The sequence below is a fragment of the Amycolatopsis sp. CA-126428 genome (assembly GCF_002904335.1).
In the GTDB taxonomy this organism is placed as follows: Bacteria; Actinomycetota; Actinomycetes; order Mycobacteriales; family Pseudonocardiaceae; genus Amycolatopsis.
Genome location: NZ_PPHF01000049.1, coordinates 1 through 13,135, shown reverse-complemented (window position 1 = coordinate 13,135; position 13,135 = coordinate 1). Strand labels below are relative to the sequence as shown.

The window sequence follows — 13,135 nt, the reverse complement described above, 5'->3', positions numbered from 1 at the left end:
CACGAGGTCGCCGGGGCTGTCGCGCCGCCGCGGTCGAGCCCCGGGCTTAGCCACTTCGCCCCGCTCGTGCCCACCCGGGCAGACGTGGCGCGCTTCACCCAGCGGCACCTGGATGCCGGCTTCGACGTCGATCCGCGTGACCACGTCGTGAGCCAATCGTGCTACGTGACCGACCCCGACGGCCACACGATCGAGGCGACCTGGGCCTGCCCGCAGGAGCAATGGCAGTGGACCGAGGAGGGCCTGCCCATCGTGGTCGCCACCCCCATCGCGGTCCAGGATCTGCTCACCGAGCCCGGCGCGAACACGCCCGCACCGCTGCCAGCCGAGACCCAGATGGGGCACGTCCAACTCAAGGTGACCGATGCCGCCCTCTCCCGCACCAAGCAGTTCTATTGCGACCTGCTGGGCCTGCAAATTTACGCCCGCCTGCGCGAAGGATTCATCGGCGTCGGCGTGGCCGACTACCGCAGTCTGCTCGTCTGCACCAACCGATTCAGTCCGCACGGAGGCACCCCGGCAGGGCCCGACACCGCCCGACTCACCCGCGTCGACTTGCTGCTCACCGCCCCGGAGACGATCGGGGCACTGGCTGAACGCCTCGCTGCCGCCGGCCACCCGCACCAGCACACCGGCAGCACCCTGACCACACACGACCCCTCCGGAAACCCGTTGCGCTTCTCCATCCCCGACGCCGGCCAACCACCCGCGAAGCCGGCGTCGAGCACGAACGTTTAACCCACACCGCCACTCGGTGGCGGCCTGCACCGGCGCATCATGCAGGCCGCCACAGATGCGCCGCCGCTCCGCGACCTACCTCCGCCTGCGCCCTCTCTCACGTCGGCGCTGCGAACGCCGGTTCACGTCATCCCCGATCCGCAGAAAGGGGTGATCTGTCATGACAGCCCAGTCCACACCGGCCAACACCGGCGACAGCATCACCATCCCCGCCAACATCCGCTGGGTCCTGCTCGGTGTCATGCTCGCCCTGCTGCTGTCGATGCTCGACGGCCTGATCGTGGGCACCGCGATGCCCACCGTCGTCGCCGACCTCGGCGGCCTGGACCACATGTCCTGGGTGGTGACCGGCTACACCCTGGCCACCGCCTGCTCCACCCCGGTCTGGGGCAAGGTCGGCGACCAGTTCCACCGCAAGACGGTCTTCCTCACCTCAGTTGCCCTGTTCATCGTGGCCTCCGTGCTGTGCGGCACGGCCGGCTCGATGGCCCAGCTGATCGTCTTCCGCATCATTCAGGGCCTGGGCGCGGGCGGCATGGGCGCCGGCGCTTTCTCCCTGATCGGCGCCCTGCTGCCGCCCCGAGAGCGCGGCAAGTACCAGGGTATGACCGCCGCCGTGATGGCCATCGGCCAGCTCGGCGGCCCCCTGGTCGGCGGATTCGTCACCAGCCATCTGGGCTGGCACTGGGCCTTCTACATCAACGTGCCCCTCGGCGTCGCCTGCATCATCTGGTGCTGGCTACTGCTCCACCTCCCACCCGCGCAGCGCCCCGAGAAGATCATCATCGACTGGCTCGGCATCACGTTCCTCACCGGCGCGATCACCGCGCTCGTCCTCGCCGCCACGTGGGCCGGCAGCACCTACGCCTGGCTCTCGTGGCAGATCATCGGCTTGGCCGTCCTCGCCCTCACCCTGCTCGCCGCGTTCGTCGCCACCGAGCGGCGCGCCACCGAGCCGCTGATGCCCCCGCGCATCTACAGCGGGCACCGCAACTTCCCGATCGCCGCGATCCTGCTGACCGTCAGCGGCGTCACAGTGTTCGGCGCGACTCTGTATCTGCCGCTTTACCAGCAGGTCGTCCAAGCGGCTTCGGCCGCTAACTCCGGTCTCCTGCTGCTGCCCATGATGATCGCCACACTGATCACCTCCAGCATTGCCGGCAAGGTCATGACCGCGACCGGGCGCTACAAGATCTTCCCCGTGCTCGGCTGCCTGCTCGCGGTCGTCGGTCTGGGCCTGCTGTCCACCATGAGCACCGACACCCCCCGCGCTTTGACCTCCCTCTACATGGTGATCCTCGGCGCAGGCACCGGCTTGTCCATGCAGATGGCCAGCACCATCGCCCAAAACGCCGTCGAACTCCGCGACATCGGCTCCGCCTCCGCCGCCACCAACCTCTTCCGCAACCTCGGAGGCTCCATCGGCATCGCGCTCTTCGCCTCCTTGCTGACCGGCAACCTCACCGTCGGCATAACCCCAGCCCCTGGAGAGAGAACCGACCCAAGAGTCGGTAGCGCCCACCTCACACAGGCGGCACGCGACCTGTACGTCCATGACGTTGCCCACGCCACTCACCTTATCTTTCTCACCGGCGCCGGTATCGCCGTTGCCGCACTGATCGCCTCCGTACTAATCAAGGAAGTACCCCTCCGCGGCACGCCGGATACCGCCACGTCAGCTAGACCCGATGCCGAGACGGGGTGACCTCATGGCAGCGGTCACCCTTGTCCGCGCTGGCGCGGCCGCCGCGTTCGCGATCCCGGGCAAGCTCGCAACCCTGGAGCTGCCGGGGTGTTGTGCGAGGGGCAGGCGCAGATCAACTGACAGCAGCAGTGTGTGGTCACGTGATCGCGATCTGGGACTTCGCCGTCGAAATGCTTTGACTGCGCACGAAACACCGGCACCGCAACGATTTCCTGCCCACGGACATTGGTTCGATGCCAATGGTCTTGTCCGAGATCGCCGCAAGCTGGGAGCTTCATCCCCGCGCAGGCTTCTGCAAAGCCGCCATTCGCGCGCGTGTCGGTCGCCACCATCACGGGCGCTGGGGGGACGTCGTAGTGATCGAAGGCCGTAACCCGATCGTCGGCGTCGACATGCGGCACCGTAGACGGTACCGCGCCCGGGTCAGGAAGGCGGGGCTGTCCCGGCGTCGACGGTGTGCTCGACCTCGGCTCGCAGATCGGCGAACGCCTCGAGCAGGTCTAACACATGCTCCCCGCGTCCTGGCTCCGGCGAGGCCCTGCCGAGGTAGAACATCAGGCGCTGTGCAGTCCTGACGAACACGCGGTCCTTTCGGCGTGCTCGCGTCGCGGAAGAGCGGGGCGGCGAGGTAGTCGCCGCGGGTCATGACGACCCACAGCAGCAGCGAGGTGGCCGGTGTTCGTCCGGGCCCCAGTCGGAGTGGCTCCCTTGGTGCGGCGCCGGTGCTTCGCACGCAGTTCGGCACAGACAGCCCTTCCAGGTTAGGTCGGGATCGGCCAGCCAGCCAGCCAGCCGGCGCGCTGCGCCGCGCGCGGTAGTCGATCTCCAGCGGTTCGGTGTTGAGCTGGTCGATGACCTGGTTCAGCGCTGCTTACACTTCGCCATGCCGGAGGAGAAGCTGGCCTGGGCCGCCGACAGCGTCCCGGAGCGCGCCGCGGCGCCGAAGGCCGTGACGGTGCTCGACGCACTGCCGGTGACCGACGTCGGCAAGCCCTACAAACTCGCCCTGCGCGCCGACGCCACCCGACGAGCGATCACCGAGGCACTCGCCTCATTCGACGGGGTGGCCGTCGACGCGGTCATCGCGGACGGAACCGTCATCGCCACCGTCACAATCCCGTCCATAGTGGACGAGCCCAAGGTGATGGCCACGCGCGGCCGTTACGCCGTGTCCCTCCGCCTCAGCTCGGCGCCCTCATGACCGCGACCGACGAGTCCACCTCGCGCCCGGCTTCTCCGGATGATCGGCGCGGCGAAGCTGCTCGATCTCGCATCCATGCGCCGTAGGAATTCTGCTCGTGCCGGTTGCCGCTCCTCGGCGTCTTGGCCGGCGCCGGGTTGTTGCTCCTGCGCGCCGGCGCCTTGGTCACACGTGCGCAGTAATGCCGGCGTGCGCGAGTTCGTGCCTGCCGTCGTCTATGCCGCGCTCGTCATCGGTGATCTCACGGTGCCCGGTAAAGATTCCGGTCGTCATCATCGGCGGGGTCCTCACCGGGCTCGCCGTCGCGGGGTTGCTCGGCCGATACCGCAACCGAGTGCCGCGGGCGGCTCCGGCTTGGTACGGCCATTGCGGCGATCTCCCGTGTACGGACCGGACCCCAGAATGCGGTGACCAGCTATCCCGCCGGCGATATTTCGCTTCTCGACGGTATCGCGCCGATCGGCAACAACTTCCACGACGTCCCAGCGCTGGACTTGAGGAGCCGGCGGGACGCGGCTATTGGCGCCTACGCACCATGTAGTTCTGCTTCGATGCGTGGCAGCGTGGGCCCGGTCGACACGTAGTCAGCCGCGACGCCAGTATCGCCTCGGAGACATGCGGACGTTGGCAAAAGACCGGGCGTTAGCTCAAGGTGAAGCGTGAACAGCGTTGCACGTGGTTGTCGCTCAATGAGGTGCGATGCCGTCGATTGTCACGATGGCCGTTCCGCAATCTCAGGCGGGGCGAGATGGCGGGTCAGCAATTCCCAGCTTCTGGATCCGATCGCCGTCTTCTCCTCGTCACTCAGTGCCGCCTGCTCGAGGAACGCCTGCGCGCGTCCACCTGTGGTGTCGATGTAGGGGTAGTCGGTGGAGTAGAGGATCCGGTCGATGCCCATGACCTCGGCCGTCCAGCGCAGGTAGCGCTCACTCAGTACTCCGCTGCCGGTGACCCATACGTTGTTCCAGAAGTAGTCCAACAGCGGTCGGTCCAGGTGTAGGCCCATCTGCTACATCATCGCTGTACGTTCCAGGAAGAACAGCACGAGTTCGCCCCAGTGCCCGACGATCAGCTGCAGGTTGGGGTACCGGTCCAGGACGCCCGAGAAGATCAGCCTCAGCAGCTGCACTCCGGTCTCGTAGTGCCAGCCGATGCCGAAGTTGGCGAACGAGAAGTCGACCTGGTCGCCGAACCCCGAGTAGTACGCGTCGCGGACCGGTGCTGAGGGCGTCTGCGGATGCAGATACAGCGGCGCTTGCAGCCTCTCCGCCGTTGCGTAGAGATCGTCGAACTGCGGCGCGTCCATGTTGGCCGTACCCGTGCGTCCGTTCAGTAAGGCACCGCGGAATCCGAGGTCGGCGACTGCCCGTTCCAATTCCTCCGGCGCTGCGGCAGCGTTCGGGGTCGGGACCGCGGCGAACGCCTGGAATCGCCCGGAGCTTCCGCGCACGATGTCGGCGAGCCCGTCGTTGGCGTCCCGCGCAACTGCGACAGCGTCGGCCGGCGCAAGGTTCTGCACTCCGGGGCTGTTCAACGACAGCACCTGCACGTCCACGCCTTGATCATCCATCTCTGCCAGGCGTCGGTCCCCGACGTCGCGCAGCCGTTGCGAGAGCGGGTCGTTACCTGCCCCTCCCGTATCGGAGTCGTGCCGTCCTGCGGGAATCCGCGACCACGCCGCCAACACTTCCGGAACCACGAAGTGCTCTTCGATCGCGACGATTCGCGTCATCGGACTTCTCCCTTCCGTTCAGGGCGTCGGCCACGACTGAGCACGTGTCAGGCGACGTGTGAACGCGGCAGCTATGCGTGCGATGCTGCATGTGCCGCAGCCGCCAACGTTGGGGCGCGATCGGTCTCACCGCGAGTGATCGATCGCCGAGTGGTCATCTAGTGCGGTACCAGGGCTGTCACCGCTCGAGGGGCACAGGTGTTGAAGGGCGTGCTGCACCTCCTGTTCGATGAATTTCTCGTCGAGGGGCTCGTCGATGAACAGGAACCGGTAGAACAGAACGGCGATGAGCCGATCGAACACGCGGCTCACGTTCGCTTCATCCGGTTGAGGGATCTCGCCGCGGGCAACGGCGGCTCGCACGAACCCGTGGAGGTCGGCGCGGTAGGTGGCGACGAAGCCTTGTTGAGCTTGTCGCTGCTCGGGGTCGTCGAGTGCGGCGACAGCGAGGGAGGCGGCAGCGCGTCCCCAGTTCGAGCTGAGGCCCTCCGCGTACGCGTGAATGTAGCCGCACAACGCGGTCGCCAGGTCCGTGCCGGGGGGCGCCCCGGCCAACGCGTGGGCGGAAAATGCCTCGCGGAGCAAGTCATCACGGGTGCTCCAGTGCCGGTACAGCGTGCTCTTGGCTACGCCGGACCGCGCACTCACCTCATCCATTGTGGCGTTGCCGAAGCCGCGCTCGATGAGGACGTCGTATGCGGCCTCCAGGGCCACAGCGCGGGTGCGAGCGAGTCGCGGGTCGGGGCGGGGCATGCGGATGATCCTCCGGCCGTTCTGTAGTACTGCACAGTAGCATATATTGCTTCGATCGTCAGCAATATTGCCACTTGTTCGAAACTGCTCAGTTCTATAGATTGGTTGGCATGACGATGTTGACGGCAGCAAAGCGATTCGACCCCGGTTCGGCGAAGATGGCCGAGGAACGGTTCTCGGTCCTGAATGAGCTGCGCGAGGAGTCTCCGGTCACCTTCGTTCCCGCGCTCGGCATGTGGGCCGTCACCGGCTACGGGGCGGTTCGGGAGGTGCTGGCCGACCCACAGCGGTTCCGCTCGGATGCCACCTTCGTCCCTTCGCATGACTTGCCCGCCGAGTCGCTTGAGGTGTACCCGCTCGATGGCTCGTTGTGGAAATACGCGCCGGTGAGCAGCGACGGGGACGAGCACCTGCGGCTCCGCAAGGCGATCGTCCCGGCGTTCACGGCGCGGCGGGTCAACAGCCTGGAGCCGGTCATCACGGCCGACGCGCAGGAGTTGCTGTCGTCGCTGTTCGCGGACGGGGAGTCAACGGCGGACCTGCAATCGGATTTCGCTCGCCCGCTACCATCTCGGACTATCGCCCGGTTCTTCGGCTTACCCGTGGAGGAAGCTCACCGATTCTCCCGGTGGTCCGAATCCTTCGTTGTGCCGCAGGTGCCGAACCAGCCTGTCGAGGCCTATGTCGCCGCAGCGCGGCAACTCGCCGAGTTCGACGCCTACATCCGCCAGTTCGTCACCGGTGATCTCGAGGGCGTCGGGGACGGGATTATTCGCGCGTTGGTGACCGGCCGGCGGGAAGGCGCCAACGACCTGACCGAGGATGAGCTCGTCGGCGTCATCGCCAACGTCGTGTTCGCCGGGCACGAGACCACGGTGAGCACGCTGTCGAACGTGTTCGCGCGGTTGCTGCGCGAGCGTGATCTGTGGGACTCCCTCGCCGCGGGCACGGCAGAGGTCGGGCCGCTGGCCGAGGAACTGCTGCGGTTGGACACGTCCGGGATCGGCCTGTTCCGAGTCTGCACGACCGACACCCGACTGGCTGGAACCGATCTTCCGGCCGGGGCGAAGCTGTGGGTGTCCTATGGCGCCGCCAATCGCGATCCCGATGCCTTCCCCGACCCTGACACGCTGTGCCCTGTGCGGGCGCGGACGGCGGACCCGGTCACGTTCGGGCACGGTATCCACGTGTGCGTCGGCACCGCGCTTGCCCGCTTGCAGGTACGGATCGCCATTTCCGCGGTTCCCCGAGCCTACCCTCAACTGCAGCTGGACGGCTCGGTCGCCGAAGTCCCCAACTTCATGTTCCGTGCCACCCGGGCACTTCCTGTCCGATGCTGACCCACTCCACGTGCAGGCAGGACTGATCATGGCGACTATCACCTATGTCGACGCCGCCGCGCACCCTCGCAAGGTCACCGCGACTACGGGGTCGGTGATGTCGATAGCGGTTCAGGAGGGACTACCCGGCATCGTCGGGGAGTGTGGCGGGCAGCTCGCCTGCGCGAGCTGCCATGTCTATCTCGACCCTGCCTGGGCCGACCGAATCGGGCCACCGGCCAGCGAGCTGGAGGACGAAATGCTCGATGGCGCCGTCTGCGAGCGCACGGCGAACAGCCGGCCGTCCTGCCAGATTCCCGTCGGCGACGCCGTCGACGGACTGATCGTGCACACCGCGGCCACGCAGGTGTGACCGCATCATGGGCCGGCGCCGCAGCCTGATCCGCGGGCGAGCCGGGCCAGCAAGCCTGAGGTAACAGCCGTTACCCGGGAACCCAGTCCGACCGGGGACTAACCCACCCCGGTCGGGCTGGCTGGTTGCCCGGCCAGCGGCGGAATGCACAGGCACTGCGACGGGGACGTCTGTGTGGCGTGCCCTTTCCGGGATCAGATATCAACGCCGGCGGCGCAGCAGCAAGATCGCCGCCGACGCGGGACAACTCCCCGACGCGTTCTCGACGTAGTGGGTCCGGCTGGCCGGAGCCGGCGGTGCGAACAGCGGCCGCAGCTCCCGCACGCGCTCCTTGAGCACGGTCGCGACCCAGTCCACCCGATTCGTTCCGCGATCACCGTCGCCGGCTCCGTCGGCCACTCCGCCAGCAACGCCCGGACCCGTGCCTCTACCGCGTCCACAATCGACCCGTGCGGCGGCCGTCGATACCGCGGCGGCCCGTCGACTGCCAACGCCCGCCGGACCGTGTTCCGGCCGATCTCGAGAAACCAGCACATTGTCTGGAACCTGCCCCCGCATAGTCCCGATGACCGTACGGGTACGGAACGTCGTAGTTCGGAAAATGCCGTCGTGGTCGGTGAGCACCAGCGCGTCCAGCTCCAGCCTGGCGGCTTCTTCGACGAGGGTTTCGGGGTGGGAGGCGCCGTCGAGGAAGCTGAAGTTGGAGTGGACGTGCAGCTCGGCGTACGGGGCACGGAGCCGGTCGCCGCCGTCGTCACGGCCGCGCCGGTCGCGCAGGTCCGCCGGGGCGCCGGGGTAGCCTTCGCGCTTGCGTGACCACGCGGGCGAGTCGCTACCGTCGCCGAGCACCGGTGCCCGGCCGGAGGCGATGCGCTCGACTTCCGACCAGGGCACGCTCGGGTTGTTGAATTGGAGAGACGGTACGCGCCTGACCGTTGACCTGTCGGTTGTATGCCGGGCTTCCACTGGCAGTACCACCCTGTCGTGCTCGGGTCGCCGTGGGGAAGACAGCGCGTTCACTTCCCCTGGCAGCCGCAGCTACTAGGGGAACGTGTGTTCGATTCTAGGTCTCATGATGGCGGAGTCAACCGCAGCCGGCCGAACTCACTCTCCGGTTGACCGCAGCCTGCAGTGCGGGGCACTCACACTCCGCCGCCAGTAGGGTCTTGACCAGCGCAAATGCAGACTTAAGTTCGAAGATCGCGATCACGTCTCGATTCTGCTGAGACTGGATATTTCGAGCGTCTTGGGTGATGCGATGCTTCTTCAAGTCGTTCAGGAAGAAACGGAGCGCGTATGGCCCCCACATCCCTTCCTCTTGCGCCGCAGCTGCAGACGTGCGTCGACCGGTTCGCGAAGTCGCTGGTGGTGCCGTCGAAGCTGATGGCTCTCCATCCCCGCAAGCAGGGCAATCCGGGTAACGCAGGGGCGTTGGCTCCCGCGATCTTGCTCGGCATCATCTCCGCGTTCGAAGGGTTCGTCGAGGACTTCCTCGCTACGGCTTTCTACCTCCAGGGCCAGAGTTTCGGTCAGATCGCGAAGAAGGTGAACATCAACAACCCGGACATCGAAGACGTCGAGACGTTGATTGGCAGCAACTTCCCGCAGCTGAAGCCCTCGCTCGGCGCCGGTGTGTCGGTGGACATTCGCAAGATCCCAGCCCATCCAGGCAAGCAGGGCTGGGTTCAACACACCCTCAGCTGGCCTCAGGTCAAGCGGGAAGCCGCAGGCTGGATGCAGGTTCGGCACTGCCTGACACACGGCTTGGTCAGTGGCGCAGCGCCCGAAGTCTGGCCAGCCCCAACGCGGCAAGGCAAGCCGCATGCGTCGACGGTTCTGCGGCCCAAACCGAATGGTAAGCACTCGGTGAACCTCTACGGCGCGATCAGCTGCGCTCGCGTCTACCTCGCCGGCGCGCAGCACGTGAGTGACCTGGTCGCATCCGAGTTGAACCAGCGGCTGAATTGGAAAGACGTCCCCGAGTTCCCCCTGCTCGCCAACCCCGCCTAGGGCGGCGTACCACGACACAGCGGCTGGGAGCCAGAGCCGCAATCGCGTTCGGTCACGGCGACCGGGAGGTTCCAGTCTCCGCGGAAGGCAAGTTGAGCAGCGAGAAGTCGACGCGACCACGCTCCCGATCCACTCGGCATACCCGGACGCGTACGTGGCTTCCCTGTTGCGCGACTCGTGCCCGGCACCGAGGCCCGGCGGGTTCCATCTCCTTATTGTGGAGCAATCCACGTAAGCCGTCGACGTCCACGAACACCCCGTACGGAACCACGCGGGTGACGACCCCGTCCAGTAAGTCACCCTCGTTGCAAGTGCCGAGTGAGACTTGTGGCTCGGACTCCGCCGAAGTCGTGGAGTTTCGTGCACCCGAGGTCTGTGGCCCGAGGGACAGCGAAAGTCGGTTCCTGGCCGGCTCGACCGACACGACGCGGCACTGCACCTGTTGCCCGATCGCGAACGTCCCGGGTAGCTCGGGGGAGCCTGCGATGCGCGATTTGTGGGCCAGCCCCGAGACACCACCGACATCGATGAACAGGCCGTAGTCGGTGATTCCGGTCACGACTCCGTCAAGGTTCGTACCGGGGGAACACGAGGCCAGATCTCGCGGCGGAAGTGCCTCGCGTGCGGCGTCCAGCTGCCGCTTGATAGGGTTCTGAGATCGAAGCGACACGGCTATCTTCCCGGTGTCGGCATCAATCTTGAGAACGCGCACGGTCACCCGTTGCCCGAGCCGGAGAACCTTGCGCGGATCGGTCCGACCGTTCGCCATCTCGGACCGGTGGATCAAGCCTTGGCGGCCGCCGAGGTTCACGAACGCGCCGTAGTCCAAGACGTTCGACACGATCGCCTGCCGTGTCTCGGACGAAGCCACGTCGTCGAATTCGATCGAACCGAGCAGGGCCGTCTCGACGGTACCGCGGCCGCTGGTGTTCGCCGGGTCGAGCAGCCACGCTTCGGCCAATCGAGTCAGGGCGGTCCGTGCCGTGGGATCGGCTGCCTTCAAGCCCAATGCGACGACGTGGGGCCACGCCGAAGTCTTCGAACAACGCTCTCGGGAGCACCACTCGACGACTTGCTCCCCGACCGCGGAGGCCGACAGGTCCACATGCCCGGACGCGTCCAAGTACCGGAAGCCCCAGAGCGGCGAAGACTGCATCCACGCATCGTTCAGGCGTGCCGTTAGCACCGCCGCGGTGGCGGCGTGGTCGAGCAGAGGTGCCAGGTGCGTCCAACCTTGCCGCCAGGTGCGGCCTCTCCTGGTCAGCGGCAGTGCGAGCCACCTTCGGGCAGCGGCGAGAGTCGGGCCCGAGAGGCCGGATGGCATCTTGCTCACCCTGCCTGCGACATAGCCCCAGCCCGGGTCGCCCCAATTCACCGGGTCCGTCAGCCACGACTCGGCGAGCTCGTGCAGTGGGCCGAGATGCTTCTGGTTCGCCAGGTCAGCCGCCGTGCCCAGCACGTACGGCCAGCCTTGATCTTCGCGTGAGCGGGAGTCACTCAGCCACGCCACCGCGACGTCCACCAGCTCCGTAGAATGTTCCGGACTGCGACGTTCACCCAGCGCCCTGAACACGAAGCTCCACCGGCGACCTGCGAAATTCCGTCCGAGGGCGAGCCAGCTGAGACCGAGCGCATGGATGTCGTCCATGTCGAGCGCGGCAGTGTCCGTCATGGTGACGGCGCACTCGATCGCCTTCGAGAACGCGGGGCCATCGCGGTTTACCGGATCCGCGAACCAGGTCCACAGGAACGCCGCGAGCTGCTCCTTCTCCTGTCCTCTCGTGAGCGGGTGCACCTGCTCGAGGACCCAGCCCCACCCGGGGTTCCCTGGGACGTTCCTGAGCCACTGCAGGCCGAGCTGTCGCAGCTCCCGTCGCTGGTCAGGTACGGCCTGCAACACTGTCTGGAAAACGCGGTTCCACGACGGAAACCGCCAGTTGTTCCGGTTCCAGAGCCACAGCAGTTCGAGCCTGACCAACTCGGCGCGCTGGCGATCCTCCAACTCCGAGAGGAGCCCGCTCACCACCTGCGACCTGTCCAACCTGTCGTCGAACGACCTGGTCCGCAGGAAGTTCAATCCCGCCTCGGCCAGCTCACCGCGGTCTAGCACCAGATCGGATCGGACGGCGAGGGCGTAAACGTCGCCCCAGTCTTCGACATTCCGGAACTGCCCGCGGCCGATGAGCCTATTCGTCGAGCATTTGCCGAGGACCTCGCGAGCGTGGTCACTGTCCACCAGTAGTTCCAGGAGCCGGGTCCACCCCCGACCGGGTTGGTGTACCGATGTCCCCAGCCAGCGCACGGCCGTCTCGAGGATGGGCGCCTGGCCGGTGCCCGGGGTCCGTTCGACGATATTCACGACGACCGCTGGCCACAGCGGATCGTCCCGCGCGGGTTCGGAGTCGATCCACCGTCTCGCCAACGCGAGCAGCTCAGTCTGGTCCGTGCCGTCGGTGGCCCGCAGCAGGGTCTGTACCACCGAGCCCCACCGGGGGTCGTCCTGGTCGATCCACTCGCGCAACCACTGCATGCCGATTCCGACGAGGTCGCCCCGCTCGGTGAATTCGGCCACCCTGATGAGGCGTTCCAGGATTTTGCTCCAATGGCTGAGGAATTGGTTCATCGGTTCCCGTACCCACGTGGTGGCCAAGACAAGAACCGCGGCGAACTCTCGGGAGTCCAGGTGGCGCATCAGACTACTGCAGACGTTGATCCAGTTGCTGTCCGAGAATCGGGTTTCGTCGAGGACCCAGCCGGTAGCTGCCCGCAGCAGTTCCTTGCGCTCGTCCACTTCGAGCGTGCTGTGAAGGGTGTCGAAGACGATCGGCCAATTCGGCGAGAACGAGTCGGGGGACTGCAACCACACTCTACCGAGCTCGATCAGCCGAAGGCGACGCGGCGAGGGGGAGATCTCTTCGAGCATTCGCCGGTACAGGTAGTGCCAAGTGTTCGTGCGGTGCGAGTCTTCGTCGCTCAGCCACTCGAGGGCGGCATTTTCTACCTTGGCGAGCAACTCGCCCTGTGTCTCCCGGAGCAGGGCCTGCGCGACGTGGCTCCACGCGGGGTTGGTCGTGGCGCCGGGGTGCACGAGCCAGTCCACCGCCGCCTCCAATACCCGCTCGCGGGCTCGGCCGTCGACACGCGAAAGCTTGTGATCCAGAACGTATCCCCAGCCGGGGTTGGCTACGGTCACGTCGGATTGCAGCCAGGCCAGCGCGACCCGATCGGCGCTGTTGATGCGCCCCGGGTTCTGTGCAGGCTCTGATCCCAGGGAGGATGCAGAGCATGCCGGCACCGAAAAAGT

8 protein-coding genes and 2 pseudogenes are annotated in these 13,135 nt (G+C 66.5%); 6 read left to right on the top strand and 4 right to left on the bottom strand.

What is annotated here, in order from left to right; translation table 11 throughout:
- The 3 genes from C2L58_RS14465 to C2L58_RS14455 all read left to right on the top strand — a co-directional run.
- On the top strand, positions 1-738 hold a 738-nt coding region (locus C2L58_RS14465), incomplete at its 5' end, for a VOC family protein (RefSeq protein ID WP_233225717.1).
- A gap of 160 nt (positions 739-898) precedes the next feature.
- Positions 899-2,443, top strand: coding sequence for an MDR family MFS transporter (locus C2L58_RS14460; RefSeq protein ID WP_103338098.1), 1,545 nt, complete (start codon positions 899-901; stop codon positions 2,441-2,443).
- Between the two features lie 883 nt (positions 2,444-3,326).
- Positions 3,327-3,644 (top strand): hypothetical protein, encoded by a 318-nt coding sequence (locus C2L58_RS14455; RefSeq protein WP_103338097.1) that lies wholly within the window; start codon positions 3,327-3,329, stop codon positions 3,642-3,644.
- Between the two features lie 712 nt (positions 3,645-4,356).
- Here the strand turns inward: C2L58_RS14455 and C2L58_RS14450 are convergent.
- Positions 4,357-5,376: pseudogene (locus C2L58_RS14450) on the bottom strand (amidohydrolase family protein).
- A gap of 126 nt (positions 5,377-5,502) precedes the next feature.
- Positions 5,503-6,129 carry a TetR/AcrR family transcriptional regulator gene (locus C2L58_RS49210; RefSeq protein ID WP_158264116.1) on the bottom strand — a complete coding sequence of 209 codons (627 nt, stop codon included), beginning with the start codon at positions 6,127-6,129 and terminating at the stop codon, positions 5,503-5,505.
- A gap of 110 nt (positions 6,130-6,239) precedes the next feature.
- Between C2L58_RS49210 and C2L58_RS14440 the strand changes: the two genes are divergently transcribed.
- A complete protein-coding gene (locus C2L58_RS14440) occupies positions 6,240-7,469 on the top strand; it encodes a cytochrome P450 (RefSeq protein ID WP_103338096.1) in 1,230 nt (409 codons plus the stop codon).
- Positions 7,470-7,497: 28 nt separating this feature from the next.
- Positions 7,498-7,821, top strand: coding sequence for a 2Fe-2S iron-sulfur cluster-binding protein (locus C2L58_RS14435; RefSeq protein ID WP_103338095.1), 324 nt, complete (start codon positions 7,498-7,500; stop codon positions 7,819-7,821).
- A gap of 558 nt (positions 7,822-8,379) precedes the next feature.
- Here the strand turns inward: C2L58_RS14435 and C2L58_RS14425 are convergent.
- Positions 8,380-8,787, bottom strand: a pseudogene (locus tag C2L58_RS14425) (PHP domain-containing protein); the annotation flags it as partial.
- A 330-nt stretch (positions 8,788-9,117) separates the two neighbouring features.
- On the opposite strand from C2L58_RS14425, the gene C2L58_RS14420 reads away from it, so the two are divergent.
- Positions 9,118-9,831, top strand: coding sequence for a hypothetical protein (locus C2L58_RS14420; protein ID WP_233225716.1), 714 nt, complete (start codon positions 9,118-9,120; stop codon positions 9,829-9,831).
- 52 nt (positions 9,832-9,883) lie between these two features.
- Here the strand turns inward: C2L58_RS14420 and C2L58_RS14415 are convergent, their stop codons facing one another.
- Positions 9,884-13,024: a S1 RNA-binding domain-containing protein gene (locus C2L58_RS14415; RefSeq protein WP_233225715.1), complete on the bottom strand. Its 3,141-nt coding sequence runs from the start codon at positions 13,022-13,024 to the stop codon at positions 9,884-9,886.
- Positions 13,025-13,135 lie beyond the last annotated feature (111 nt).

Coding starts and splice junctions, on each gene's coding strand:
- C2L58_RS14460 (WP_103338098.1), top strand. CDS start 899: ATGACAGCCCAGTCCACACCGGCCAACACCGGCGACAGCATCACCATC.
- C2L58_RS14455 (WP_103338097.1), top strand. CDS start 3,327: ATGCCGGAGGAGAAGCTGGCCTGGGCCGCCGACAGCGTCCCGGAGCGC.
- C2L58_RS49210 (WP_158264116.1), bottom strand. CDS start 6,129: ATGCCCCGCCCCGACCCGCGACTCGCTCGCACCCGCGCTGTGGCCCTG.
- C2L58_RS14440 (WP_103338096.1), top strand. CDS start 6,240: ATGACGATGTTGACGGCAGCAAAGCGATTCGACCCCGGTTCGGCGAAG.
- C2L58_RS14435 (WP_103338095.1), top strand. CDS start 7,498: ATGGCGACTATCACCTATGTCGACGCCGCCGCGCACCCTCGCAAGGTC.
- C2L58_RS14420 (WP_233225716.1), top strand. CDS start 9,118: ATGGCCCCCACATCCCTTCCTCTTGCGCCGCAGCTGCAGACGTGCGTC.